This is a genomic window from Thioclava sp. IC9 (assembly GCF_002213225.1).
Classification (GTDB): domain Bacteria; phylum Pseudomonadota; class Alphaproteobacteria; order Rhodobacterales; family Rhodobacteraceae; genus Thioclava; species Thioclava nitratireducens.
The window spans coordinates 449,322-476,036 of the sequence record NZ_NBNX01000001.1 but is presented as its reverse complement, the minus strand read 5'-3'; the positions used below and the strand labels follow the sequence as shown (position 1 = coordinate 476,036).

The window sequence follows — 26,715 nt, the reverse complement described above, 5'->3', positions numbered from 1 at the left end:
CCGGGATTCAGGCGCGCCAGAATTCCGGGTTGAACAGGGCAATGATCGCCAATGTCTCGAGCCGGCCAAGCACCATGGCGAAGGCGAAAACGGCCTTGATTGGCTCGCTCAGATGGGCCCAGCTCAGTGGCACATCGGCCGCGATCCCCGCCAGCGGTCCGGTATTCGACAGCGCCGCGATGGTCAGGATCGTCGCGGGCTCGAACGACAGACCGAACAGCGACGCCGCCATCATCACGCCGGCGATGGAAATCGCGAACAGCATGAACACGATCCAGCTGATATAGGCGCCTTCGCGGCGCAGCCGCCTTGCCATCATGCCGCCGCCCGCGATGGAGTTCGGATAGATCAGCTTGTCGAGTTCCCGCTCGCCGTGACGCAGCAGCGCGTAAACCCGCAGCAGGCGCACCCCGCCCGCGGTCGTTGCGACGCCGCCCCCGATGATCGCAAGCCCCGCGAGGATCAGGCCCGGTGTGCCCAGCCCCGACCAGTCGCGCGCGTCGTGCCAGCCGTTCGATTCGAAGCCGGTCGTGGTCAGGAAGGACAGCGAGGTGAACAGCGACCCCCAGATCGAGCGGAAGATCGCACCGAAATCGCCCGGCGTGCGCACTTCCAGCGCCGCGATCCAGTGACGCAGGAACAGGAACAGCGGCACGAGGATCACCAGCCCCGCAGCCAGACGCAGCTCTGGGTCGTCGATGAGCTTCGGCGAGGCGCGCAGCTCGCCGCCCCCCGGCCAGAGCCTGCGCGACAGCGCGGGCAGGAAGAACACGAAGATCACCATCTCGCCCGCCACCCCAGAGCGCGCATTGGCCATCCCGCCCACTGGCGAGATGCCGGAGGTCGAGAGAGTGGACATCGCATGGATCAGCGCCGTCAGCGACCGGTCCCCCGCCATCAGCAGGCAGACCCACAGCAGCACCGTCAGCCCGGTATAGATAGGAGCCAGCGAGACCGCGTAATGGGCGATGCGCTCGGACATCTCCGCGCCACCATCTGCGGCCGGGGCCGCGGCGGCCGGGGCGCCAGAGGGGCCACCCGAGAAGAACACTTCGAAGCCGCCAAGCCGCATCGGCGCCAGCACCGCGATTGCCATCACGAGGATGAAGAAGCCGCCCATCCACGCCACCAGCCCACGCCAAAGATGCACCGAGCCGACCAACCGGTCGGGCTCGTAAAGCGTGCCGCCCGTGGTGGTGAAGGCGGAGACCATCTCCCACCAGCTATTGAAAAACGATGTGTCGCGCACCGCGATATAGAACGGCACTGCCAGCATCACGGGCAGCACGGTGAAAGCGGCCAGCATGATCAGAAGGCTCGCCCGCCCCGCCCGCGCAGGCCGCGGGTTCGACCCGTTGGCCAAGCCGATCAGGGCGGTCGCGAAGAGAAACAGCGTCGCCGAATAGAAGAACGATCGCGCGGTATGGTGATGATGCGTCAGGAGCGCGTGGATCGCCGGCACATACATCGCTAGCGCCGAAACTCCCATCAGGAGTATCGGCAGCGGCAAGGCCTTGATCATGCGTTCCATGCGGACCGGCCCTTAGAAGAAGTCGATGGAGACCTGCAACAGGCGCTCCACTTCGGGCACGTCGGAGGTCAGAGCGAAGAGAACCACGATATCGCCCTCCTCGATCCGGGTATTGCCGGTCGGCTTGACGATCTTGTCGCCCTTGCGGATCGCGCCGATCAGAACCCCTTCGGGGAAATCGACATCGCGCACCGCCTTGCCCGACATCGGCGAGGTTCCCATGACCTGCGCCTCGATCGCCTCGCCCTCGGCATCCCCGATCGAGTAGATCGCGCGCACCCGGCCATGGCGGATATGGCGCAGGATCGACGACACGGTGGTTGCCCGGGGGTTGATATAGGCATCGATATCGAGCGCGCTCAGCAAGGGCGCCAGCGTCGGATCGTTGATCAGGCAGATCGCCATCCGGCAGCCCGCCTGTTTCGCGCGCACCGAAACGAGAATGTTCGTCTTGTCGTCATCCGTGATCGCCAGAACCGCGTCGGCGGTGGCGATATTCGCCTCCTCCAGCAGTTCCGAGCTCATCCCGTCTCCGTTGAGAACGATCGTACGGTCCAGCGCATCGGCGGCCTTCTCGGCCTGCGCGCGCGAGCGCTCGATGATCTTGGCACGCACGCGCTCGGTCCGCGCTTCGAGGGACTTGGCCACGCTGAGACCGACGTTGCCGCCGCCGATGATGACGATGCGTTCCTGCTTCTGCGTGGATTTGCCGAAGATATCGAGCGTGCGGTTCACGTCCTCAACATGGGCGAAGACATAGATCTGGTCGCCCGCGAAAAGCTGATCGCCCGGCTCGGGCGCAAACAGCCGCCCCTCGCGGCGAATGCCCACCACGACAGCGCGCAGCGTCGAGAACAGATCGGTCAGCTGCCGCAGCGGCGTGTCGAGCACAGGGCAATCAGCGTCCAGCTCGATCCCCAGCAACTGCAACTGCTCGTCGAGGAAGCTTTCGGTGTCGAAGGTCGAGGGCGCCGCCAGACGGCGCAGCGCAGCCTCGGCCACCTCGCGCTCGGGCGAGATGATGACGTCGATCGGCAGATGATCGCGGCGGTAGAGATCGGAATATTCCGGCTGCAGATAGCTTTGCGCCCGGATGCGGGCGATCTTGCGCGTGATCCCGAAGACCGACATCGCGACCTGGCAGGTCACCATGTTGACCTCGTCGGAATGGGTTGCGGCGATCATCAGGTCGCAATCGCGCGCCCCGGCCTGCTCGAGAATGTCCGGATGCGAGGCGAAGCCCACCACGCCCTGGACGTCGAGCGTATCGGCCGCGCGCCGCACCAGTTCGGGATTGGAATCCACGACCGTGACGTCGTTGCGCTCGCCCGCCAGATGGCGCGCGATCTGCCAACCGACCTGACCCGCACCGCAGATGATGACCTTCATGGCAAATGCCTCCGCGCCTTACTTGGCCCCTATCTAGGCCGCGTTGCCGGGGGTGGTCAAATGGCAAACACGCAAGCCGCATGTCAGCCTCGTAAACCTAAGCCCGTTCCTCTTGCCGAGAATATCCTTGGGGGTGGGGCAGGATAAACGAACTTCAAGCGGACGGACGCCCCGCCGCACGCTCCGTAGCGCCAGAAAACGGCCGTGGCGAGCGGAGGCCGCCCCCCTGCTCAGCCCCCTCGCAAAACCGAGGCGGTGCGCCCGCGCAGCGATCACCGGTCGCTCACGCAACATCCCATCCGCGTGTATCCGCGGCGGTCTCACCGAGCGGTGATGGCGCGTGAGCGGAACCGTCACCGAAGTGTCAAATGACGCCCCTAGCCAGAGGCCACGCCCCGTAACGCACGGGAAAGCTGCCATCTCAACGAGGGACTTCACATGATCGACACGCTCCGCCCGACCGGTGCCGTCAGCGCGCTCGCGCTGGCTTGCGCCGCCGCGACCGCCCAGGCTGGCACCGCCGCCGACACCCAGACCGCCACCCCGATCAAGCATCTCGTGGTGATTTTCCAGGAGAACGTCTCCTTCGACCATTATTTCGCGACCTATCCGAAGGCCGCCAACCCCAAGGGCGAGCCGCAATTCACCGCCGCGAAAGACACGCCCAAGGCCAATACGCTCGCAAGCGCCGGTCTGCTGAAGAACAACCCCAACAAGAGCAATGCCGTCAATGGCGCGAATGCCGCCGCCCCGTTCCGGCTCGACCGGACGCAGGCCGCGTCCGCCGACCAGAACCACGGCTACACCGCCGAGCAGGCCGCTTTCCACGGCGGCAAGATGGATGCCTTCCCGGCCAATACCGGCAAGGGCACGAAGGGCGGCACCGGCGCATTCGGCACCAAGGGCCAGGTGATGGGCTATTACGACGGCAATACCGTCACCGCACTGTGGAACTACGCGCAGGCCTACGCGATGAACGACAATGCCTTCTCGAGCACCTTCGGCCCCTCGACGCCGGGCGCGATCAACCTCGTCTCGGGCCAGACCAATGGCGCGGTGCTGCCCAAGGGCTACAAGCTCGAAGCCGACGGCACCTATGACAAGGGGCGCGTCGTGCCCGACGGCAATGGCGGCTGGACCATGATCTCGGATCTCGACCCGACCGGCGATGTCTGCTCGAACCCGAAATACCCGACGACGCTTATGGGCGGCAAGAATATCGGCGATCTGCTGAACGCCAAACACGTTACCTGGGGCTGGTTCGAGGGCGGCTTCGACCTGACCGCGGTGAACGGCAACGGCACCACCGGCTGCGACCGCTCGTCGCTCTCGCAGGTGACCGGCGAGACCTCGAAGGACTACATCCCCCACCACGAGCCCTTCCAGTATTACAAATCGACCCGGAACGTCGATCACACCCGTCCCGCCTCGGTCGATGTGATCGGCACGTCGGACGATGGCGGCGCGAACCACCAATATGACAGTAAGGATTTCTACGCGGCCTTGAAGAACGGCAACCTGCCGGCGGTGAGCTTCCTGAAAGCGCCCGCCTATCAGGACGGCCATGCGGGCTATTCCGACCCGCTCGATGGGCAGGAGTTCATCGTCAACGCGGTCAACGCGCTGCAGAAATCGAACGACTGGAAGGACACTGCGATCGTCGTGACCTACGACGATTCCGATGGCTGGTATGACCACGCGATGGCAGTGGTGAACGGCTCGAACATCCCGGTCGCGGGCTATGACGTGCTCAATGGCAGCAACTGCGCCAGCGACAAGACGCTGCCCGGGCTCGACGGAAAGCCCGCGCAGGGCCGTTGCGGCTACGGCACCCGCATCCCGATGCTGGTGATCTCGCCCTATGCGAAGAAGAACGCGGTGGATCACACACTGGTCGATCAGTCCTCGGTCACCAAGTTTATCGAGGATAACTGGCTGAACGGTCAGCGCATCGGTCAGGGCTCCTTCGACGCCCAGGCGGGCGAGCTGAACGGCATGTTCGACTTCTCGAAAGCGGCCAATGGCAAGCTGATCCTCGACCCGGCCACCGGCAACCCGAAAGGCTGAGGCGATGAGACTGCCGAACCTGAGATTGATCACTCCCAGAACGATCCGTTCGGCACAGGGGGCCGCGAGCATCACGCTCGCGGCTTTCCTTTCGGCCACCCCTGTCGGGGCCGCGTCCGACGCCGGTTCGAAAACGAGCGCGCTCGGAGATTCCGATCTGAGCGCCGTGGCCACGATCGGCAAGGCGCTGTTTTCTGACCCCACGCTGTCAGCCAGTGGCCAAATGAGCTGCGCGAGCTGCCACGACCCGGGCAATCACTTCGCGCCCTCCAATGCCCGCCCGGTGCAGCTTGGCGGGGCGTATCTCGACCAGCCGGGACTGCGCGCGGTGCCATCGCTCACATACAAGCGCCAGACGCCACCCTTCACCTTCGGGATGCTCGACCCGACCTCGGAGGCGGGCGAAGCCGCGCCGCAGGCGGTCGCACAGCAAGGGACGGGCGCGAAAGGAGCCGCAGGAGCAAGCGCATCTACGCAGCCCGCGCCGCAAAAAACCGCCGGCACGCCCGCCGCCGCGAGCCCGGTGCCGCGGGGCGGTCTGTTCTGGGACGGGCGCGCGGATACGCTGCAAGAGCAGGCGCTGGCCGTCCTCTTCACTCATTTCGAGATGGCAGAGCCCGACCGCGCAACCCTCGCCGCGACCCTGCGAGCGCGCTATGGCGACCGCTTAGCGCGGCTCTTCGGCGAGGCGGTGCGTGACGACGACAAGATGCTGATCGACGAGGCCGCTTTCGCTTTGTCGCGCTACCAGACCGAGGCGGTGGAATTTCATCCCTATACCAGCAAATACGACGCCTTTCTCGCGGGCGAGGCGCAGCTTTCGCCGGCAGAGGCGCGGGGCCGTGCGCTCTTCGACGATCCGAAGAAGGGCAATTGCGCGGCCTGTCATCTCGACACCCGGTCCGCCGATGGTCGCCCGCCGCAATTCACCGATTACGAATACGAGGCGCTCGGCGTGCCCCGCAACCCGGCGATCCCGGCCAATGCCGATCCGCATTATATCGATCTCGGTCTGTGCGGCCCGCTGCGCCACGACACGATTTCGACGCAGCCCGGCAATTGCGGGATGTTCAAGACCCCGAGCCTGCGCAACGTCGCGACCCGGCACGTGTTTTTCCACAACGGTGTCTACACCAGCCTGCAACAGGTCCTGCGCTTTTACGCCAAGCGCGACAGCGATCCCCGCGCGATTTACCCCACGCGCAACGGAAAAGTGGCGCGGTTCGACGACCTGCCCACTCGCTATCAGGGAAATATCGACCGCACCGATGCGCCTTTCGGACGCAAGCCCGGAGAAGGCGACGCGCTGACCAAGGCCGAGCAAGCAGATATCATCGCCTTTCTCGAGACCCTGACAGATGGCTACGCACCGCCGGAGGAGTGACCAGAGCCACTGGCGAGGGACCTCTTGCGAGGCCGCGCCCTTCCGCCTTTGAGCCATGCCGCCCTCCCGCGACAGGGCAGCGCCCTGTTCCCGCCCAGGTCATCGCCCGGACGCCTAATTTGACGAGGAACTCGGCTGAAGGTGGGTCTGGTGCATCGCGTGAGGTTTCATTCCGAGCCGCCTTCGGGCGCCGCGCACATCAGTAGCGGCGCAGTCGTGTCTGTTTCCAAAATTAGGGCGCAGGCACACCGATTGGAGCGATTGTATATATATTCGCCCGAAACAGAGCCATATTCGTAGGAAAATTCTTGAATATGGGGCTGCGTTGAATTTTTCTTGCTGTGTGGTGGGGAAGATTTGGGGGAGAGAAAAATGACGGAAATTGCGGCATCGGCCGAAAGATCGGACGAAGCGGGACAAGAACCGATCTCAGGCATTTCCGTCGTCGTGCCGATTTACAACGAAATCGAGAATATCGATCTCCTCTGCAAAGAACTGACCGCAGCACTCGAGCCAATCGGCAAACATTACGAAATTGTTTTCGTGGATGATGGCTCGATCGACGGTAGCGGCGAGGCGCTCGCGGAGAGGGCCCGGCAGGACGAGCACCTGCGGGTGATCCGGTTCCGCCGCAACTATGGCCAAACCGCCGCGATGAAGGCCGGGCTGGATTTTGCCTCGCAGGACGCGATCGTCACTATCGATGGCGACCTTCAGAACGACCCTGCGGATATCGCGCCGATGCTGGCCAAGCTGGAGGAGGGATATGATCTCGTTCATGGCTGGCGGCGGCATCGGCAGGATGCGATGCTGAACCGCAAGTTGCCCTCAATGATCGCAAACCGGCTGATCTCGTGGAGCACGGGTTTTCCGATCCACGATCTGGGCTGCACCCTAAAGGTGATGCGGCGAGAGCTCGTCGCGGAGATCGAGCTCTACGGCGACATGCACCGGTTCATCCCGCTCCTGCTGTTTGAACGCGGTGCGCGCTGTGTCGAGATGGAAACCCATCACCGGCCGCGGCTCCATGGCGAGACGAAATACGGGATCGGCCGCACCTTCGTGGTGATCCTCGACCTGCTGACGGTGCGCTTCTTTCTGGGCAATGCCGGGCACCCAATGATGGTCTTCGGCGGGCTCGGCATCTTCAGCTTCGCGCTGTCTTTCGTCGCGACCATGGTCACCGTCATCATGAAGATCTGGGGCGGCGTCGACATGACGGGCAACCCGTTTCTCTTGCTGTCGGTCCTGTCGGCTCTGGCGGGCTTCCAGCTTCTGAGCATCGGCCTGATCGGAGAAGTTCTCGCGCGGGTCTATTTCAACCAGCGCGGACGCAAACCCTACACCGTGCGGCAATTCCTGAATTTCGAAGACGATTCCGTCGCGGCGGGGGCAGCCCAGTGACCGCGGCCGAGATGGAACGCATGTCCTCCGCCTCCGAGCCGATGACCAACGTTCTGCCGTCGGCGACAGTAGACCGGGTTGTCCTCTTCGCGCTGCTCGCGGTTACCTTGTGTCTCCGGCTTCCCTACTTGACGCAGCCGCTCGTCGACGTCTTCAGCTGGCGCGAGGCCAGTACGGCGATGATCGCGGAAAATTACTGGCAACACGGCTGGAATATATTCCTTCCGGAAGTGAACTGGTCCGGGCCCGGCCCGAGTTACCAGGGGCGTGAATTCGGGCTCTACGCCTATATCGTCGCGATCCTGAACGCGCTTTTCGGGTGGCATGACTGGTTCGGGCGGATGGTCGCGACCGCGTTCGGAATGCTGACAGTATTCTCCCTACATCGGCTCGTCGCGTTGATCTGGGACGAGCGCCACGCGCATGCGGCGGCCCTTGCCTATGCGGTGATGCCGGGCACGATCATCATCGAAACCTCGGCCCTGCCCGATCCGGCGATGCTGGCGTTGATCACCTTGGGCGTATGGCTCTACGTGCGCTACTGGATCACGCAGCGCGAGGGCTATCCGATCCTGGCCGCCGCGATCTTCACGCTGGGCGCGCTGTCGAAACTGCCGGGGCTCGGCGTCGGTCTCGTCGTGCTGTGGCTGATGCTGGTCTCGCTCCGACGTGGGGATCGCACGACCGTCCTGAGGACGCTGCTCCCCCTTGCCATCGGCCTCGGGGCCATCGCTGGTTATTACGCCTGGGCGATCTACCTCGGCCGCTCCACCCCGCCCTACCATGTCGCCGGCAGCGGCTACATCTGGGACCACAAGTTCTGGACTTTCGTCTCCGAGGCCTTCTACGCGCATAAACTCTGGGTCATCTCGGTCTGGGGGTTCTACGGCTATTGGTTCATGGGGCTGATCGCACTCGGCCTCTGGGTGCCACCGGACTTCTCCAAAGCAGAGCGACGGGATCCGGGCCTGACCGGGATTCCCTATGTGTGGTTGCTAGCCGCGATCATCGTCTATCTCTGCGCCGCCAAGGAGATCAGCAACAATCCATGGAACCTGCACGTCTTCCATGTCCCTTTGGCAATTTTCGCCGGGCGCGGGCTCATTCTGCTTGTCGAATTGGGCGGTAGCGCCTTCGCCTCTCTCACCGGCGTCGTTCGCCTGGGCGTCATCGGGGTGATACTGGCGGCCCTGTCGCAGTTTCAGACCGTGCCGCGCCTGAAAGACCCGCAAGCGGAAGAAGCCCGCCTGATGGGGCAGGCCCTCGACCGCCTGGCCGGGCCAGATGATCTCGTCGTCGCGATCAGCCCCCAGGTCGGTGACCCGATTGCCATCTATTACAGCCGCCGGAATGGCTGGACCCTGCCGCCCGGCGGTGGCGACAAGGACTGGTCGATCTTCGCCGAGGACGATGCGACACCGATCGCCCAGCTTGAGAAGATGAAGAAACAGGGCGCGCGCTGGTTCGGAGTGACCAAAGTCTCCAAGGATCGCAAGGGGCGTCCCTTCCTGGACCATCATGCCGGCGTAATTGCCTATCTCGATCAGACGGCGGAACGCGCCTTGGAGACGTCGGATTTCTTGATCTTCCATCTTCCTTGACCCGAGAAGCGGGGGCCACGGAAGGCGCGAAGACGCCCGCCGCAAAGGGATCGAAGACTTCGAGCCGTTCCACGATTTAGAGCGCGCGCAGGGATGCAGTGGAAAAGTGTCACCCGCTCACTACCAGAGACAATGAAACTGAAGGGATCCATCTGACAACTATCGGTCGGGTCAGCGCCCCCTGCCCCGGTCACCGGAACAGAACGAGCGCTCCGGGCGACCATGCGACGCGGGTGCGGGTGCCGACTTCCAGCACGGGGCGGCCGAACACGTTGCGCATCGAGATACGGACCGGTTTTTCGGTGCCGTCGAGGCGCACGTCGTAATAGGTCATGTCGCCGTAATAGACGACCTCGTCGATCGTGCCGGGCGCTTCGCGGTCGGAGGCCTGTTGACCTTCGTAAAGAAGCGTCAAGGTTTCCGGGCGGAAGCCCACCGCGGCGCCATCGCCCGCAGGTGCGATCGAGATCTGGCTCGGCGCGACCTCGAGCCGTCCGAGACCTGCGACCTCTGCGGTGACCGCTTCGCCGGGCCCATCCGTGACCGTCGCAGGCAAGAAATTCATCACCCCGATGAAATCGGCCACGCGACGCGAATTGGGGCGACCATAGAGCACTTCCGGGTCGGCGAGCTGGGCGATCTCGCCCTCGAACATCACCGCGATCCGGTCCGACATGACCAGCGCCTCTTCCTGATCGTGGGTCACGAGAACGAAAGTGATGCCGACATCGCGCTGCAGCTTGATCAATTCGACCTGCATCTGCTCGCGGATCTTGCGGTCGAGCGCGGAGAGCGGCTCGTCGAGCAGCAAAACCTTAGGCTTAAGGATCAGCGCGCGGGCCAGCGCCACACGCTGCCGTTGCCCGCCCGAGAGCGCATGGGCCGCGCGGGAGCCGTAGCCCTTGAGCCCCACCATCTCGAGCGATTCCTCGACCAGCTTGGCCTTCTCCGATTTCGAACGCGGATCGCGGCGCAGGCCGAAGCCGACATTCTCGGCCACGCTCAGATGCGGGAAGATCGCGTAGGACTGGAACACCATATTGGTGGGCCGCTTGTTCGGCGGAACGCCCACCATCGTCTTGCCGTCGATCAGCACCGCGCCTTCCGAGATCTCCTCGAATCCCGCGATGGTGCGCAGCAGCGTGGTCTTGCCGCAGCCCGACGGACCGAGCAGCGAGAAGAACTCGCCTGCGCGGATCTCCGCGGTGATGCCGCGCAGCGCGTGATAATCGCCGTAATATTTATGAACGTCCTGAAAGGCGATCATCGGTTTATCGGTCACAGGAAACCTCCGGTATCCTTGGCGCCGGTCCGTTTGACCCCGCGCCGGCGGAAGAATTCGGCCACGCTCAGAAGCAGGATCGAGGCCGCGACGAGGCAGGTGCCAAGCGCCATGATGACCGGGATCGCCGACGGGAAACGCAGCTGGGAAAAAATATAGGTGGGCAGCGTGGGCTGATTGCCCGCGAGGAAGAAGGCCACGATGAACTCGTCGAGCGAGATCGTGAAGGAGATCAGGAAGGCCGAGATGATACCGGGCATCACCAGCGGCAGAACGATCAGCCGAAAGGTCGACATGCGGGTTTCGCCCAGATCGACCGCCGCCTCTTCCAGCGACTGATCGAGCGTGGCAAAGGCCGTCTGCAGCACCGCGATCGCATAGGGCAGCGAGATGATCACATGGCCGAGGATCACCGTCGCGATCGACAGGTTCACCTTCAGCACTTCGAGCATCACCAAGAGCAGCGACATCCCCATCAGGATATCGGGCAGCACCATCGGCAGCAGGATCAGCCCCATGATCCCGCCCTTGCCCTTGAAGCGGTAGCGCGTCGAGGCGCGGGCGGCGAAAACCGCGAGGATCGTGGCCCCGGCGGAAGAGGTCAGCGCGATGATCAGCGAATTCGACAGCGCGTGGCGCAGAGTGTCGTTCTCGGCCATTTTCGCGAACCAGTCGGTCGTGAAACCCTTCAGCGGAAAGGCGATGATCGTGCCGTCGTTGAAAGCGAACAGCGGCAGCAGGAAGATCGGCGCGTAGAGGAAGATCAGGTAGGCGATCGCGTAAATCTTGAGGGACGGTATTTTCATGCGCGGCTCACTTTCCGACCTTCAGGAAGCGGCGGTTGAGCCACAGGAAGACCAGCGACAGGGCCGCGACCACGAGCAGCGAACTGACCGCAATGGCCGAGCCCAGCGGGCGGTTGTCCAGGGGTAGCATCTGCGCCTGAATGAGGTTCGCGACCATCGGCATCTTGCCGCCCCCGATCAGCTCGGGCGTGACGTAATCGCCGACCGTCGGGATGAACACGATCAGCGTCGCGGCGACGACACCGGACATCGCCAAGGGCAGTGTCACGCGCAGGAAGGTGCGCCAGCGACTTTCGCCCAGATCCTGCCCCGCCTCCAGCAACGAGCGGTCGATCTTCTCGAGGCTCACGAAAATCGGCAGGATCGCGAAGGGCGCATAGGCATGGGCCAGCGTCAGCGCGATCGCCCCCACCGAATTGAGCATCTGCAGCGGATCGGCGATCAGCCCGTTCGGCCCGATGATCCCGATCCCCTCCAACGCGGAATTGATCACGCCATTATAGCCAAGGATCACCTTCCAGAGGAACACGCGGATCAGATACGACGTCCAGAACGGGATGGTAATCAGAAAGATCCAGCGCGCCTTGCGGTTCGGCGCCAGACCGAAGCTCAGATAATAGGCAATCGGGAAGGCCAGCGCGACCGTGACCAGCGTCACCAGCCCCGCCACCAGCAGCGAGCGGACCAGAATCACGCGAAAGATCGGATCGGTCCATGTGGCGATGTAATTCTGTACGGTGAATTCATGCACCACCGTCAGATAGCCATCCTTGAAGAAGGAATAGGCAAGGATCGTGACCAGCGGCGCGGCCAGCAAAAGAACGGCATAGAGGAAGGGGGGCGAAATCAGCGCATAGCCCTGCGCGGACTCGCTGCGCAGCCAGCTCTCCCCTTTACCCGCCATCCATCTCTCCCGATTTGCACCCGTCTCGGGCGTCGTTGGCTGTCACGAAAGCACAAGGGCGCGGGCGTGAAAAGAGGGCAAGCGCCCCTACTCGCGCAAGGGCAAGGCAGATGCCGTAATTTTGTGCAGCGCGCTTCGGCGGCGCGGCGTCAGGCCTCAGCCCTCAGACCGGCAGATCGTCGGGCATCCGCTCCAGCAGCCCCGTCAGCGTGCGCAGCGCGGTACGGAAGCGCTCTTCGGGGACCGAGCCCGCCATCGCGATGCGCACCGCGTTGGGCGCCTGCCCGTCCTGCACGACATATTCATCGGCCGAGCGCAGCAGCACGCCTTCCATCTCCGCCATGCGCGCGAAGGTGGAGCCACGCCAGCCCATCGGCAGCTTCAGCCAAAGGAAGCTCAGCCCCGGCAGCCAGTTGAAATCCTGTCCCGCCAGCGATTGCACCGTCATCTGCAACCGCCGACCCATTTCCTCCTGCGCGGCATAGCGAAGACGCATCGCCTCGCCGCTCTCGAAGAGCCGGGCGACCATGTCGGTGATCGGCCGTGCGAGGCCGAAGAAGCTGTGCTGGGCGGCTAGCCGCCCCACTTCGCCCATGCCTTCGGGGGCTGCGACGATGCCGAAGCGCATGCCCGCCGAGATCGTCTTCGACAGAGATGTGATATGCCAGCTGCGCTCGGGCGCGATCACCCGGAAGCTCGGCAGGCCGGTGACCGGCGCGGTGTAGCAATCGTCCTCGATGATCTGCAGGTCATGGCGGCGCGCGACCTCGACCAGCGCCTCGCGGCGCGCGACATCCATCCGCCCCGCCGTGGGGTTCTGTGCGTCGGGCGTGATGCAAACGATCTGACCGCCATGTTTGCGGCAGGCCGCGTCGAGCGCATCGGGCATCATCCCCTGCTCGTCGATGGCGACGGGATGGACCTCTGCGCGGTTGAGCCGTGCGGCGTGACGGAAGCCGGGATAGGCCAGCTCCTCGATATAAACGCCGGGCCGATCGCCACGCAGGCAGGTCTGCATCACGAGGTTGATCCCGTTCTGCCCGCCATGCGTCAGCACAAGGTCATCCGCGTTCAGGATAGAGGCGAGCGAGCAATCTTTCGGAAACCAGTCGAGCACCGCCTCGCGGCAATAGGCGTCGCGGCGCAGACCGGGATATTGCAGGTAGGTCTTGCCGATCGAGCGCGCAGCTTCCTCCATCGCCCATTGTAACGCTTTTGTCTGGCCGACATCGGGCAATTGTGGCGATCGAAGGTTGACCAGATCGTCAGGGGTTGCGTCGATCTCCTCCCCGGTATGGCGGTAAAGCGGCTCGCGCGGGCCGAGTCGCTGCGTTTGTGTCGATACAAAGGTGCCGCGTCCCACCTTGGCCTCCAGCAGCCCCTCCTGCGTGGCGATTTGGTAGCCCCGCGCGACCGTGCCGGGCGTCACCCCCAGCGACCACGCCAAGTCCCTGACAGTAGGTAGTTTTGCGCCCGGTTTCAGGTCTCCGCGACGGATCCCTTCGCGCAGCGCGCGCACCAGCGCGAGATATTTCGGTCCGGCGATATGGGCGAGTTGGGGAGACCAGCTTGTATCAGTCACAATATTTCTCTGGTTGCTTATTTTGAGGTATTGTATCCCTCTTATAGCAACAAACGCCACATTGTATCAATACAGAAAGGCATCGCAATGTTTACCCTGTCGCGGACCCGTCCCGTTCCCGCTCGTCATGGCCGTCTGAGCCTGATCGCGCGCGTTGCGCGCGTCCTCGAAGCGCGCCGTTCGCGGATGGCGCTGGAGAAACTCGATGACCATCTGCTCAAAGATATCGGAATCAGCCGGGAGATTGCCCGGCAAGAAGTGCGCCGCTTCCTGTGACGCGAACGATCCGGGCAATTCCCCTGACCGGAATCGTCTATTGGCCGGGCCTCAGTGCCCGGCTCTTTTTTGCGGTTGATGAAAATTACTCGGTGGGGTGCGTCTCGGGCAAGGCGGCCTCGGCGTCGCGCCGGGACAGATCGGGGCGCAGCGCCAGAAGCTCCGCCCGCTGCGCCGCATCGAAGCCCGCCAGCATCGCCACCTCCGGTCGGAAACTCTCGACCCATAGTCCGTCGCAGAGCAACATTTCCGGCGCGTCGAGTAGCAGTTGCAGATAGCGCACGCCGCCCGCCGCCCGCTCGGCCTCGACCCCGTCCAGCCCGACAAGCTCTTGCGCGGAAACGAGATTCCCCCGTAGCGGCGACATCAGACGGTGATTGGGTGATACGCGCATATCTTGCACCGGATGCCCCTCGCCAAGCGCGCCCGCGCGGATACGCACCGGGCACAGCAGAGGATTGAGCGCGAGATCGGCAGCCGTGAACACTCGTGAACCGATCCAGCGCAGCGTCTGAACACCGGACTCGCGCGTCACCAGCCGCGCACCGGGGCGCAAATCGCCCGCAGGAACACCGCCAGCCTCGGTTGCGACCCGCGTCTCGGGCGTCACGCAGGGAATGGCCGCGCGAAACGCAGCGATGGAGCCGGAAAAAACCGTATCTCCCGATGCGTCAAAGCCACTGATATGGCCGTCCGTCTCGTCATGGCTGTCGAATGCCAGGCGCAGCGACTCGGTGCGCGCCATCGCGGTACATCGCAGCCCCTGAGCCGGCGATTGCGCCAAAATCTCCGCGAAATCCGTTGCGCGCATGCTCCGCGTCATCCGATCCTCCTGCCTCCCAGCAGTCGAGGCCCCCTTCCATCACACGATAGCGACAAAACCCTGAGGCGAAAACGCGTTATGGCGTCTCTACGTGCGGATTAGCGGAAACGAATTGTTCGAGTTGCGGAAACAACACGGCAGCACCGCGCCCCGGAAACATCCCGGACGCGGTCGCAGTTATTGGGCTGGCGGGGCCTCTGACGAGGCCTGCGCGTCAGCTCATGCGCAGGACGTTGGCTTCATGCTTCTTGAGCGTCTTGCGCGCCGCCTGATAGGCCTCGCGGCCCTTCGCGGTCTGCAGTTCCGGGAAGATCTCGAAGATTTCCTGACGCTGCGAATTGCCCATCCCGCCCAGCGTCTGGTCGCCGGGCTGGAAACTCTCGGTCCAGGCACCATTGGCGAGCAGGACCTCGTGGCGGTCGAACATGAAGTGCAGGTAGCTCGTGCCCAGCGTCTCCACCGTGTCCACGCCCTGATTGCCGACGAGATGCTTGGCCGCGACGAGAACCTCGTGCTCTTCGAAATAGAGCGCAGTCTTGTCATTGGCGACGAGCATTCGGTGGTTCGGCGAGACCATCATGTCGCGCTCTGGCAGGTCGTTGCCGAGCGAGCCCTTGCGGATCAGCACCGGCTTGAGATGCGGTGCGCGCGCGAGCTGCTCATGCGTCATGTCGGCGCGGCCGGCCCAGCGGACCTCCTGAATGCCGTTATCGCGGGTCAGGACCTTGTCGCCTTCGCGCAGCGTCTCCACCGGAACCTCGCCACGCGGCGTCGCGATCAGAGTACTCGGCGTGAAGCAGGGGATGACCTCTTCCATGTTGGAGAATTCGAGCGTACCGGTGACATTGCCCGAGCCGTCGAGGAAGTCGACCGTCCCGGCATAGGTGCTGACACCCGAGACCGGATCGTAATCGGTGACCGTGGAATGAACACGCAGCGGCCCCGCGCCCTGCAGGTCGAGCGTGTCGTAATCGTCGCCGCCTTCGCCGCCGTCGAGCGTGTCTCCGATGCCATCGGTCGAGGACCCCACGATGAACAGATCGCGATCGTCGCCACCGGAGACGGTGTCCGCATCCGCGCCGCCATCGAGCGTATCGTTGCCCTGACCGCCGTCGAGACTGTCCGATCCGTGACCGCCTTCCAGCGTGTCGTTGCCTTGCTGACCGTAGAGCACGTCATCGCCCAGACCGCCCATCAGGCTGTCGTCGCCGGGCTCGCCCGGATCATTTTCCACCGGACAGGTGTCATAGGTCATGTCGGTGATCGAGATCGCCTGATCCGTCGCCCCGCCATTCGAATAGGCGATGCTCAGCTTTGCGGTCGGATCATTCATGGTGACCTTGACCGAACCGATCTTGTCGTCCTGATGCAGGCTGCCGTCGTCCTGATCGCCACCGGTGATGGTGTAGGTGCCGTCGCCATTGTCGGTGACCGTCTGGTTGCCCTCGGGATCGATCGTGATCGCGACCGGATTGCCATCGGCATCGACGGCCGAGAGCGTCACGACATCGACATGGTCATCATAGCTGTCCGAACGATCGAGATCGTTGATCCGGAAGCTCAGCCCCTGAACTTCACCGGTGTAATCGCTATTGTCCGAAGAGAAAGTCAGGACGGTCGTCGAGGTCGGCGACACACCGCCTTCGCAATCGCCGCCCGCACCGTAGAGCTGCAGCGCCGAGCAGCTGTCGAAGTTCTCGCCAGCTTCGGTATATTGCGCAGAGGTCGTCAGCGTCGCCTTCGCCCCGTAATCCTGCGACTGGAAGTCGAAATGGACCTTGGTCTCGCCCAGATCGACAGTCTGGTCCTTCACCTCGCCCCAATCGGTCTGGAAATGGCTCCAGTCCACGGTTTCCGAGACCGGATCGGCCGCGGGGCCACCGGCCGGATCGTTGTCGCCATAGATCGTGTCGTTCCCGGCATCGCCCGAGATCGTGTCGTTGCCGCCCTCGCCATAGATCAGATCGTCGCCCTGGCCGCCCTCGACGGAGTCGTCGCCCTGACCGGCATAGACCGTGTCATTGCCGTCGCCCGCGATGATGTAGTCGTCATTCGGCGCGGCGCCCGGAAGGATCGCGTCGTTATTGTCGACCATGTCGCCTTCGGGATCACCGGTGTAATGATCGTCGATCAGGTCGCCGCCGGAGGTACCTTCGACGATACCGTCGGGCGCGCTCACGTTGATCGTAACGGTCGCGGTGTCGTAGCCGCCCTGCCCGTCATAGATCTTGTAGGTAAAGCTGTCGGTGCCGGAATAGTTGGGATCGGGCGTGTAGGTAATCGTGCCATCGGCATTCACCGTGACCGAGCCATGCGCCGGGTCGCTCGCCCACTGCACCTTGAGCGGGTCGCCATCGGGGTCGCTGTCATTCGCGAGAACGGCGATCGTCTGCGCGGTGTTGTACTTAACGCTCGCGCTGTCGTTGGTAGCATTCGGATCGGAATTCTTGTCGCAATCATCGTCGTCGTGATGATAGTAGAAATAAGTCATCCCCAACTCTCCTTTGCCGTCCGCTTGGCTCCCTGGCCCCGCGCCGTGGCGTATCTTCCCTAGGGCGCAAAGCGGCGGCGCCGTGACGTGTCCGGATCCGAAGTCCGAACGTGTTTTTTGAGAAGAATTGGCCAGCGTCGGCGCGCGCGGGCGCTGCCGGCAAAGTCGCCGCAGATCGCTCTGCGTCTCCTTTGCCCTCATGGTCGAGGCCGTTATGGATCGGTCCCCTTGGCAGCGCCGGGCGAGCTCTCTTTCGACAACTCTTCTCTTTGGCCACCCCCATGGCCAATCGCCCCCCAGCAGGGCTTGGCCTCAATCTGCCCTCGCGACCGTCACAAAGAAAAGGGGAATTTGCCGCTTTCTTGCCTCATTTCGAGGAAATGCCCGGGAAACGGTCATCAATAATCCGAATCGCGAAGTGACTGTTTTTAAACACCGTTTCCGTTTACCAAAAGATCGACCTATCTTTTTAGACAGGAACCATGCCTAAGTTTCGCCACATTTAAACCGGTGGTTGAAAGATATTTGTCGGACCCGTTGCGAAAGGCGAAAAACTGTTTTCGATTTAGCGACAATAACCGGGCGAGTTTGTTTCCTGGGATGCCCCCAATCGCAGCGATATTTTTCCCACGGATAAGTCTTAATTGTCCTCGACCGCGCCGCAATCCGGTATCTCGCGCCCGTTTGTTCTGAGAACGAAACGAGATTACTTCGAATCATCTTTTGCTAACCACTTTCCAAGACGCCGCTTTTCACGATGACGCCAAATTTGGACAAAGTCTTGCGAGCCCGGAAAATGCGGTCCCGACAAGACATAGGAACAAAGATGCGCCGGCCGGGTCACCATCGGCGCGCGGATTTGTCATTTTGCGGAAGGTCTGGTGCCCGAGGTCGGACTCGAACCGACACGCCTTGCAGCGGCGGATTTTGAATCCGCTGCGTCTACCATTCCGCCACTCGGGCCCAGTCCGAATCCTCTAGCGCGCAGCCGCGCCCGAGGCAAGTACGCTTAGAGGTTACGCGTTGAAAACGTGTCGCATTGTTTGATCTCACCGCTCAGATAGCCCCGCTCGAACCAGCGTTGCCGTTGAGCGGAGCTGCCATGGGTGAAGCTGTCGGGCATCGGCACCCGGCCGGCCTCGCGTTGCAGCGTATCGTCCCCGATCCGTGCCGCGGCGTTCATGGCCTCCGCGATGTCGCCCGGCTCGATCGCGCCGATCTGATCTTCGGCGCGGCGCGCCCAGATCCCTGAGAAGCAATCGGCCTGCAGCTCGATGCGCACCGAGAGCGCATTAGCCTGCGCCTCGGAGCTTTGCGCGCGCACTTCGTTAACTTTACCGAGAATCCCCAGCTCGTCCTGCACGTGGTGGGCCACCTCATGCGCCACGACATAGGCGGCGGCGAAATCGCCCCGCGCGCCGAGCTGCTGGCTCAGCGTGTCGAAAAACGCCGTATCGAGATAGATTTTCTGATCGCCCGGACAGTAGAATGGCCCCGTCGCGCCGCTCGCATTGCCGCAGCGCGATTGAGTGACCCCGCTAAAGAGTACCAGCACCGCCGGATCGTATTGCCGTCCCAGGTCGGATTGGAACACGCCCTGCCAGACCTCCTCGGTATCGGCCAGCGTCACCGAGACGAAATCGCCCATCGCCTTCTCGCGTTCGCTCAGCTCGCCCGATTGGGTGATCGCCGGCCCCGAGCCCGACCCGCCATCGAGCAGCGGCGTCAGATCGATCCCGAGGAAATAGGCCACCACGATGATCGCGACCACGCCAAGGCCGCCGCCGCCCAGACGGATTGCGCCGCCCCCTGCCCTGCGCTGGCCGCGCCGGTCCTCGATATTGCGGCTGCCGCGCCGTCCACGCCATTGCATTTGCGAATGCCTCCCTCGCTTTTTCGTGAAGTCTAGCGCGAGGCCCGCAAAAGCAAAGGTGCGACGCGCGCGACTTGACCTTGCGGCCCGCGCGGGAGATGAAGCGATCCGAGCAGCAAGGAAAAGGATGCCGCCATGATCCGCCGCATCTACGACTGGACGATGGCCCGCGCGAGCCACCCGCATGCGATGTGGTATCTCGCCGCCGTCGCCTTCATCGAGGCCTCGGTCTTCCCGATCCCTCCGGATGTGCTGATGATCCCGATGATCCTCGCCCGGCCCTGGGCGGCTTGGCGCATCGCGCTGGTGGCGACGCTGTCGTCGGTCGCGGGCGGCTGTCTGGGCTACCTGATCGGTTATGGTTTCATGGATGCGATCGGCAGGCCGGTGCTGGATTTCTACGGCAAGGCGGACGATTTCAACACACTCGCCGCCCGGTTCAACCAGATGGGCGGCTGGGCCGTGCTGATCGCAGGTGTCACGCCTTTCCCCTACAAGGTGATCACGATCTTCGCGGGCGCCACGAACCTGAGCCCGGTTCTCTTCCTTGGCGTCTCCTTCATCGCCCGCGCGCTGCGCTTCTTCGTGGTCGCTGGCCTCCTTTGGAAATTCGGCGAGCCGATCAAGACCTTCATCGAACGTTGGCTCGGCCCGCTCTTCACTATCTTCGTCATCCTGCTGATCGGCGGGTTCTATCTTCTGAAATATCTCTGAGGCCTCCGATGCAAGATCGCCTGCAAACCCTGACCTCTTTCCGCGGCCTCGTCGGCCTCGCCGCCGCAGGCTCCGCCGTCGTGCTGGCCGGGGCCTTCGTGTTTCAGGCCTTGGGCTATGCGCCCTGCCACCTGTGCCTGCTGCAACGCTGGCCGCATCTGGTCGCGATCCTGATCGGGCTTGCGATCCTCGCCTTCCGTCTGCCCGGCTGGACTGCGCTTCTGGGCATGCTGGCGGCGCTGACGACCTCGGTGCTGGGCTTCTATCATTCGGGCGTCGAGCGGAAGATCTTCCAAGGTCCGACCGATTGCACCTCGAATGGCGTCGACACCACCGTCTCCGCCGCCGACCTGCTCAAACAGATCAACGAAGCCCCCCTGGTGCGCTGCGACGAGATTCCGTGGGACATCTTCGGCATCACCATGGCGAACCTCAACGCAATCGGCTCGCTCGTTCTTGCGGGCATCTGGCTCTGGGCGTTCCTCAAGTCGCGCCGCGCCTGAGCCACCCGAGCGGGGGCCAAGCCCCCTTGCCCCGCTCCCGAAACCGCGCCAAGAACCGCGCATGAGCGAATCCAGACCTGATATTCTGTGCATCGGTTCGGTCCTGTGGGACATCATCGGCCGCGCCTCGGTGCATATGCACGAGGGCTCCGACGTGCCGGGGCGGATCGAGCGGCTGCCCGGCGGCGTTGCGATGAACATCGCGATGACGCTCCATCGGTTTGGGCTCAAACCGGCCGTGCTGACCGCGCTCGGGCGCGACAGCCAGGGCAACGACCTGATCCGGACCGCCGAGGTGCTGGGCGTCGATTGCAGCTATCTCTACCGCTCCGACGATCTTCCGACCGACCGCTACATGGCGATCGAAGGGGCGAACGGACTGATCGCGGCCATCGCGGATGCGCATTCGCTCGAGGCTGCGGGCGAGAAGATCCTCGCACCGCTTTCCGACGGACGGCTCGGCACCGAAAACGAGCCGTGGACCGGCGCCATCGCACTCGACGGCAACCTGACCGAGGCTCTGCTCAGCCAGATCGCGCATTCGCCTCTGTTCGCCAAGGCCGACCTGCGCGTGGCGCCTGCCAGCCCCGGCAAGGCGGAAAGGTTGATGCCGCTTCTGACGCATCCGGCGGCGACGCTTTACGTCAATCTCGAAGAGGCGGGCATCCTGTGCCAGGGCCGCTTCGACAGCGCCCAGCACGCCGCCGAAACGCTACTGGAGCGCGGGGCGCAGCGCGTGCTCGTGACGGATGGCGGCAAGGCGGCCGCCGACGGAAGTGCTGTCGCGGGCAACGTGATCGCCTCGGCGCCGCCCCCCGTCCTCGTGACCCGCGTGACCGGCGCGGGCGATACTTTCATGGCCGCGCATCTCGTGGCCGAACAGCGCGGCGCGGGTCGTGAGGAGGCGCTGGAGCGCGCTCTGACCGCTGCCGCGCGCTACGTTCCGGAGAACTGGCCACATGACCGCCCCCCTCACCTTCGCCGCCGAAGTCGCTGATGCGAAAGCACTAAACCGTCCCATCGTCGCGCTCGAGTCGACGATCATTACCCACGGGATGCCCTATCCGCAGAATCTTGAAACCGCGCAGGCGGTCGAGGCCGAGATCCGCAAGGCGGGCGCGGTACCGGCTACGATCGCGGTGATGGGCGGCAAGATCCATATCGGGCTGGAGCCGGAGGAACTGGAGCAGCTCGCGCAGACCAAGGACGCGATGAAGGTGAGCCGCGCCGATCTGGCGGTGTGCCTCGCGAAGGGCGCGACCGGGGCCACCACCGTCGCCGCGACGATGATCTGCGCGAACCTCGCGGACATCGACGTCTTTGCCACCGGCGGGATCGGCGGCGTCCATCGCGGTGCCGAAGACAGCTTCGACATCTCCTCGGACCTTCTGGAACTGGCACAGACTCCGGTCAGCGTGGTCGCGGCCGGTGCGAAGGCGATCCTCGATCTGCCGAAGACGCTCGAAGTGCTGGAGACCCACGGCGTGCCGGTCATCGCCTACGGGCAAGACGCCTTCCCCGCTTTCTGGTCGCGCAATTCCGGCCTTCCCGCGCCGCTGCGCGCCGATAGCGCCGCCGAGATCGCCAAGTCACAACTCGCGCGCGCGTCGCTCGGTCTGCCGGGCGGCCAGCTGATCGCGAACCCGATCCCCGAAGAAGCCGAGATTGCCCGCGAAGAGATCGTGCCGGTGATCGAACAGGCGCTGAGCGAGGCCGAGGCGCAGGGCATCGCGGCGAAGGCCGTCACGCCCTTCCTGCTGTCGCGCATCTTCGAACTGACCGAAGGCCGCTCGCTCGAGGCCAATATCGCCCTCGTTCTGAACAATGCCCGTCTGGCTGCCGCAATCGCGGGCGAAATCATCACAGCTCGCGGCGCCTGATACGCGGACCATTGCTCATCGTGGCGGCGCTGCCTAGATAGCAGGCAACGCATCGCCACGAGAGGGCGCATCCTGACATGACCAAAGACGATTCCCATCCGCGCCGCCGCTCGCGTTTCGGCGCGCTGCGCGCCTCCTTCTTTACCGGGTTGATCGTCGTCGCGCCGATCGGCCTGACGATCTGGCTGATGTGGACGATGGCCGGTTGGGTCGACGGCTGGGTGCTGCCGCTGGTGCCGCCCGAGCTGCGCCCCGAACGCTATATCGGCATCAATGTACGCGGGCTCGGCGTCATCATCTTCCTGGTATTCACGGTCATCGTCGGCTGGCTCGCGAAGGGCTTTTTCGGCCGCACGATGATCCGCTTCGGCGAAAGCATCGTCGACCGGCTGCCCTTCGTGCGCACGGTCTATAACGGTCTCAAGCAGATCGCGGAAACGGTGCTCAGCCAGTCCGAGGGCAAGTTCGACCGCGCCTGCATCATCGAGTATCCGAGCGAGGGCCTGAAGGCGATCGCCTTCGTGTCGTCGACCGCGAAGGGCGAGATCGCGGCACAGGCCGAGGACGGCGACCCGCTGATCTCGGTGTTCCTGCCGACGACGCCGAACCCGACCTCGGGCTTCCTGCTCTTCGTGCCGGAATCGAAGGTCACCTATCTCCAGATGTCGGTCGAGGATGCGGCGAAGCTGATCATCTCGGCGGGTCTCGTCTATCCGCAGCCCAAACCGGTGAAGGAGCCGCGCAAGTCGAAGGCGAAGATTCAGTCGAACAACGCCTGAAGGTCGGTCGACGCCTCTTTGCCGATCTTGTCGGCGTGAGCTTCGAGCCAGCGATCCGCCGCCGCCCGGCCTGCCAGTTTCAGCTTTGCCAGCATCCCCCATTCGGGAAGGATCTTGGACTTCGCACCCAGCTCGGTCATGACATCGTCATCGGCGATCATGTGGATCAGCACATCCTTCATCGACCCCTCCGGCAGCCGGTCTTCGCGGATCAGCCGATGTACGAAATTGATCGCGCGCAATTCCCGCAGCAGCGAGGTGTTGAAGCTGATTTCGTTGATCCGCTCGTCGATCTGCGCGGGCGTTCGGGGGATCTCGTCGCGCCAGAGGGGGTTGATCGAAATCACCACGACGTCGCGCGGATAAGCGGGTTCGAACAGCGGGAAAAGCGGCGGATTTCCGGTATAGCCGCCATCCCAATACGCCTCTGTGCGGCCCGTCTTCGGGTCGTCGATTTCGACCGCCTGGAAAATCTCGGGCAGGCAGGCCGAGGCGAGGATGGCATCCGCTGTAATTTCTTCGCCGGTGAAGACACGGACCTTGCCGGTGCGCACATTGGTCGCCGAGACATGCAGCCGTGGCCCCTCTTCCGCGCAGACATCGCGATATCGGAACCGTTCGACCACCGAGCTCAGCGGATTGACGTAGAACGGCCCTGCATCATAGGGCGAAAAGACGCGCGACATGCCGTCGATGAAGGCCGCAGGGGTGAAAGCGTCGAACCAGCGTTTCAACGCCTCGGAGCCGGGCACTTGCGCGGGCATCAACCGCTCGAGCCGCAGATCGGCGCTTTCTGCCACCTGGCTCCAAAGTTCGTCGAGCGACTCGCGCGCGCCCTGACGGCCAGCGCGCGCATAGCCCGCCTTGAACGCGGCCCCGTTCAGCGCCCCGGCAGAGGTGCCGGAGATCGCCGCGTAGTCCAGCCACTCTTCATCCAGAAATCGGTCGAGAACGCCCCAGGTGAACGCGCCATGTGCGCCCCCGCCCTGCAATGCGAGATTGATGCTCTTGCGGTTCATCGGCTCGGCCCTTTCGCTGCCCGCCTCCCTGCCGCAGAGTTATGCTGCGTCGCAGCAAAAGCAAGTCTCTCGCCCGGGCGGTCGCCTCAGCCTAGCAGATCGTGGCAGAGTTCCAGCGCGGAAATCAGCGCATCGGCCTCTTCGCGGGTGTTATACATCCCGAAAGACGCGCGCGCCGTGGCAGAAACGCCCAGCCATTCCATCAGCGGCCCGGTGCAATGTTGCCCCGCGCGCACCGCGACGCCCCGCTTGTCGAGGATGGTCGAGATGTCATGCGGATGCGCCGGCCCGTTCAGCGTGAGCGAGAAGATCGCACCCTTGTCGGGCGCGGTGCCCTGCTGGTTGAGCCAGTTCAGCCCGCTCAGTTTCTCGGCCGTATAGTCGCGCAGATCGCGCTCATGCTCGGCGATGTTCTCCATCCCGATCCCCATCAGGTAATCGAGGGCGACGCCCATGCCGATCTGCTGCACGATGCCGGGAGTGCCAGCCTCGAATTTCATCGGCGGCGTGTTGTAGATCACCGTATCGCGGGTAACGGTGTCGATCATGTCGCCGCCGCCAAGGAATGGGCGCATCTCGAGCATCCGGTCGCGGTGAATGAAGAGCGCCCCGGAACCGCTTGGCCCGTATAGCTTATGTCCGGTGATGACGTAGAAATCGCAGCCCAGATCGTCGATGTCGACGGGGCCATGCACTGCCGCCTGCGAGCCATCGACCAGCGTAGCGATCCCGCGGGCGCGCGCTGCCTGCGCGATCGGTTTCACATCGACCCGGGTGCCCAGAACGTTCGACATATGGGTGATCGCGATCAGCTTGGTGCGCGGCGTGATCGCCTCCAGCACCTTTTCGGGCGGCAGCGAGCCATCGGCCTCGGGCTCCACCCAGACCAGCTTCACGCCCTGCCGCTCGCGCAGGAAATGCCACGGCACAATATTGGCGTGGTGCTCCATCACCGACAGGATGATCTCGTCGCCCGGCTCGAGGTTCGGCGCCCCCCAGGCGTAGCTCACTAGGTTGATCCCCTCGGTCGAGCCGGTGGTGAACACGATCTGCTCTTCATCTGCGACATGCAGGAAGCGCGCGACGATCCCGCGCACGCTCTCGTATTTCTCGGTCGCGATATTGGACAGCGTATGCAGCCCGCGATGCACGTTGGAATAGTCGTGCTCGTACATCTGCGTCATCGCGTCGATCACGACGCGCGGCTTCTGCGCCGAGGCCCCGTTATCGAGGTAAACCAACGGCTTGCCGTTCACTTCTCGCGTCAGGATCGGGAAATCCGCGCGGATTTTTTCGATATCATACATGGAGCACCTCAGAGTGACGCGGGGTCTGCGGGCATTTGCACGAGGCCGGTCGAGACCAGCACGATCCCCGCGATCATCGCCGAGCCCAGAAAGGTCAAGATAACCCCGAAGCCGGTCGCCAAGGGGTTTTCGAACCCGTGCAGAACCATCGTGAACTGCACCAGCAAGTAGAACATCAGCGCCACCAGCAGCACCGACATCAGAGTGGCCGAGATCGGGAAGAACACCATAAGCACGACCTGGATCATCTGACCAATCATCAGAACGAATTCAATCCAGGTCAGAAGCAGCAGCGCATCCGAGAATTTCCCATTCCCGCCAAAGCGTTGGCCGACGAAAGACATAGCGAAGGCGCCATAGACCAGAAGGGCTGCCTGCAGCCCCACGACGGTCAGCGGCGGCGTCACCGTGCCGATATCGACCTTGGTGATGAACGAGAACACCAGCTGCGCGAGCGTGCCGAGGATCGCCGTCATCACGACAACCAGCACCATCGCCATGAACCGAGCATTGCCGCTCAGATTCAGCCCGATCAAATCGCGCGCAACCGATTTGGGATCGGTGAAGCTGCGGATAAGCCATTCTTTAAGGTCGGGCTGCATCAGTTTGTTTTTCCTTCGAATTCCACCACCCGCAACGCTGCGCCCCATAGCAGGACGAAGGCTACGGTCACAAGCGCGGAGACGAGCGAAAGTTCCGCGCCGCGTCCGATGAACCCCGCGACCAGCCCTTGCAGCAGCATCAGCGGCGAGACCACCAGAAGCGACCAGAACAGCGCGACGCGCGCACCATACCAGCTTCCCTGCCCGCCAAGGAGGCGCAGCACAAGGTGGCTCAATGCCGCAATCGCGTAGAAAACGGGCACGGTGGCCAGCAGCGCCAACACCGTGCCCATCATCAGCCCGACCATCGGCTGGTCGGGCATCTCATGGGCGATCCGCGACAGCCGCGGCCATTGCGCGATGAAAATCACGGTCAGCGCCGCAAGCAGGAAGACCAGCGCGCGCGGCTCGGAGGCCGGACGCGCGAGATGCTCGCGCATCACCACGCGCGGACGCCGGTAGCTGCGCCGGATATCGTCGGTCGCGGACATCGCGGCG

Annotated in this window: 23 protein-coding genes and 1 tRNA gene; 10 read left to right on the top strand and 14 right to left on the bottom strand. The window is 63.7% G+C overall.

The genetic code is table 11. From position 1 onward, the window contains the following. Positions 1 to 7 precede the first annotated feature (7 nt). A complete protein-coding gene (locus tag B6V76_RS02150) occupies positions 8 to 1,531 on the bottom strand; it encodes a potassium transporter TrkG (protein WP_075774829.1) in 1,524 nt (507 codons plus the stop codon). A gap of 12 nt (positions 1,532 to 1,543) precedes the next feature. After that, positions 1,544 to 2,920 carry a Trk system potassium transporter TrkA gene (gene trkA, locus B6V76_RS02145; protein WP_075774830.1) on the bottom strand — a complete coding sequence of 459 codons (1,377 nt, stop codon included), beginning with the start codon at positions 2,918 to 2,920 and terminating at the stop codon, positions 1,544 to 1,546. A 438-nt stretch (positions 2,921 to 3,358) separates the two neighbouring features. On the opposite strand from trkA, the gene B6V76_RS02140 reads away from it, so the two are divergent. The 4 genes from B6V76_RS02140 (at position 3,359) to B6V76_RS02125 (ending at position 9,376) form a co-directional block, all read left to right on the top strand. Beyond that, complete coding sequence (locus tag B6V76_RS02140) at positions 3,359 to 4,987, top strand: alkaline phosphatase family protein (protein ID WP_075774831.1); 1,629 nt, start codon at positions 3,359 to 3,361, stop codon at positions 4,985 to 4,987. A 4-nt stretch (positions 4,988 to 4,991) separates the two neighbouring features. Continuing rightward, positions 4,992 to 6,371, top strand: a complete 1,380-nt coding sequence (locus B6V76_RS02135; protein WP_088726535.1) for a cytochrome c peroxidase — start codon at positions 4,992 to 4,994, stop codon at positions 6,369 to 6,371. A gap of 372 nt (positions 6,372 to 6,743) precedes the next feature. Further along, positions 6,744 to 7,775 (top strand): glycosyltransferase family 2 protein, encoded by a 1,032-nt coding sequence (locus B6V76_RS02130; RefSeq protein WP_088726534.1) that lies wholly within the window; start codon positions 6,744 to 6,746, stop codon positions 7,773 to 7,775. Further along, positions 7,772 to 9,376, top strand: coding sequence for a glycosyltransferase family 39 protein (locus B6V76_RS02125; RefSeq protein ID WP_240497786.1), 1,605 nt, complete (start codon positions 7,772 to 7,774; stop codon positions 9,374 to 9,376). Before B6V76_RS02130 ends, B6V76_RS02125 begins: the two co-directional genes overlap by 4 nt. Before the next feature lie 190 nt (positions 9,377 to 9,566). On the opposite strand, the gene B6V76_RS02120 is transcribed toward B6V76_RS02125, so the two are convergent. From B6V76_RS02120 to B6V76_RS02105, 4 genes are all read right to left on the bottom strand, one after another. Further along, entirely contained in the window at positions 9,567 to 10,643 is a 1,077-nt protein-coding gene (locus B6V76_RS02120) for an ABC transporter ATP-binding protein (RefSeq protein ID WP_088726889.1), read from the bottom strand. 11 nt (positions 10,644 to 10,654) lie between these two features. Then, positions 10,655 to 11,464, bottom strand: a complete 810-nt coding sequence (locus B6V76_RS02115; protein ID WP_075774834.1) for an ABC transporter permease — start codon at positions 11,462 to 11,464, stop codon at positions 10,655 to 10,657. A gap of 7 nt (positions 11,465 to 11,471) precedes the next feature. Next, positions 11,472 to 12,368: an ABC transporter permease gene (locus tag B6V76_RS02110; RefSeq protein WP_088726533.1), complete on the bottom strand. Its 897-nt coding sequence runs from the start codon at positions 12,366 to 12,368 to the stop codon at positions 11,472 to 11,474. A gap of 163 nt (positions 12,369 to 12,531) precedes the next feature. After that, positions 12,532 to 13,950 carry a PLP-dependent aminotransferase family protein gene (locus B6V76_RS02105; protein WP_088718589.1) on the bottom strand — a complete coding sequence of 473 codons (1,419 nt, stop codon included), beginning with the start codon at positions 13,948 to 13,950 and terminating at the stop codon, positions 12,532 to 12,534. An 87-nt stretch (positions 13,951 to 14,037) separates the two neighbouring features. Here B6V76_RS02105 and B6V76_RS19605 point away from each other — a divergent pair, with 87 nt between their 5' ends. Beyond that, complete coding sequence (locus tag B6V76_RS19605) at positions 14,038 to 14,226, top strand: DUF1127 domain-containing protein (RefSeq protein WP_109171954.1); 189 nt, start codon at positions 14,038 to 14,040, stop codon at positions 14,224 to 14,226. A gap of 85 nt (positions 14,227 to 14,311) precedes the next feature. On the opposite strand, the gene B6V76_RS02095 is transcribed toward B6V76_RS19605, so the two are convergent. From B6V76_RS02095 to B6V76_RS02080, 4 genes are all read right to left on the bottom strand, one after another. After that, positions 14,312 to 15,049, bottom strand: coding sequence for a Hint domain-containing protein (locus B6V76_RS02095; RefSeq protein ID WP_088726532.1), 738 nt, complete (start codon positions 15,047 to 15,049; stop codon positions 14,312 to 14,314). Between the two features lie 214 nt (positions 15,050 to 15,263). Further along, entirely contained in the window at positions 15,264 to 17,540 is a 2,277-nt protein-coding gene (locus tag B6V76_RS02090; RefSeq protein ID WP_166504520.1) for a Hint domain-containing protein, read from the bottom strand. An 879-nt stretch (positions 17,541 to 18,419) separates the two neighbouring features. Beyond that, positions 18,420 to 18,503 (bottom strand) — tRNA-Leu (locus B6V76_RS02085). A 46-nt stretch (positions 18,504 to 18,549) separates the two neighbouring features. After that, positions 18,550 to 19,413, bottom strand: coding sequence for a neutral zinc metallopeptidase (locus tag B6V76_RS02080; RefSeq protein ID WP_088726531.1), 864 nt, complete (start codon positions 19,411 to 19,413; stop codon positions 18,550 to 18,552). A 135-nt stretch (positions 19,414 to 19,548) separates the two neighbouring features. Between B6V76_RS02080 and B6V76_RS02075 the strand changes: the two genes are divergently transcribed. From B6V76_RS02075 to B6V76_RS02055, 5 genes are all read left to right on the top strand, one after another. Then, on the top strand, positions 19,549 to 20,127 hold the full coding sequence (locus tag B6V76_RS02075) for a YqaA family protein (RefSeq protein WP_075774840.1): 579 nt from the start codon (positions 19,549 to 19,551) through the stop codon (positions 20,125 to 20,127). Positions 20,128 to 20,135: 8 nt separating this feature from the next. Continuing rightward, positions 20,136 to 20,630, top strand: a complete 495-nt coding sequence (locus tag B6V76_RS02070; protein ID WP_199224636.1) for a disulfide bond formation protein B — start codon at positions 20,136 to 20,138, stop codon at positions 20,628 to 20,630. 61 nt (positions 20,631 to 20,691) lie between these two features. Beyond that, positions 20,692 to 21,627, top strand: a complete 936-nt coding sequence (locus tag B6V76_RS02065; protein ID WP_088726530.1) for a PfkB family carbohydrate kinase — start codon at positions 20,692 to 20,694, stop codon at positions 21,625 to 21,627. Beyond that, entirely contained in the window at positions 21,590 to 22,510 is a 921-nt protein-coding gene (locus B6V76_RS02060) for a pseudouridine-5'-phosphate glycosidase (RefSeq protein WP_088726529.1), read from the top strand. Before B6V76_RS02065 ends, B6V76_RS02060 begins: the two co-directional genes overlap by 38 nt. 77 nt (positions 22,511 to 22,587) lie before the next feature. After that, positions 22,588 to 23,289 (top strand): DUF502 domain-containing protein, encoded by a 702-nt coding sequence (locus B6V76_RS02055; protein WP_075774844.1) that lies wholly within the window; start codon positions 22,588 to 22,590, stop codon positions 23,287 to 23,289. Here B6V76_RS02055 and B6V76_RS02050 read toward each other — a convergent pair. The 4 genes from B6V76_RS02050 to B6V76_RS02035 all read right to left on the bottom strand — a co-directional run bounded on the left by B6V76_RS02050 (position 23,271) and on the right by B6V76_RS02035 (position 26,708). Next, the gene (locus B6V76_RS02050; protein ID WP_088726528.1) at positions 23,271 to 24,308 is read right to left on the bottom strand and encodes a patatin-like phospholipase family protein; all 1,038 of its coding nucleotides are present in this window, start codon (positions 24,306 to 24,308) and stop codon (positions 23,271 to 23,273) included. The two genes, B6V76_RS02055 and B6V76_RS02050, sit on opposite strands and share 19 nt — an antisense overlap. An 86-nt stretch (positions 24,309 to 24,394) precedes the next feature. After that, positions 24,395 to 25,615 carry a cysteine desulfurase gene (locus tag B6V76_RS02045; protein WP_075774846.1) on the bottom strand — a complete coding sequence of 407 codons (1,221 nt, stop codon included), beginning with the start codon at positions 25,613 to 25,615 and terminating at the stop codon, positions 24,395 to 24,397. An 8-nt stretch (positions 25,616 to 25,623) separates the two neighbouring features. Beyond that, entirely contained in the window at positions 25,624 to 26,217 is a 594-nt protein-coding gene (locus tag B6V76_RS02040; RefSeq protein ID WP_075774847.1) for a YIP1 family protein, read from the bottom strand. Continuing rightward, the gene (locus B6V76_RS02035) at positions 26,217 to 26,708 is read right to left on the bottom strand and encodes a Yip1 family protein (RefSeq protein ID WP_075774848.1); all 492 of its coding nucleotides are present in this window, start codon (positions 26,706 to 26,708) and stop codon (positions 26,217 to 26,219) included. Before B6V76_RS02035 ends, B6V76_RS02040 begins: the two co-directional genes overlap by 1 nt. Positions 26,709 to 26,715 lie beyond the last annotated feature (7 nt).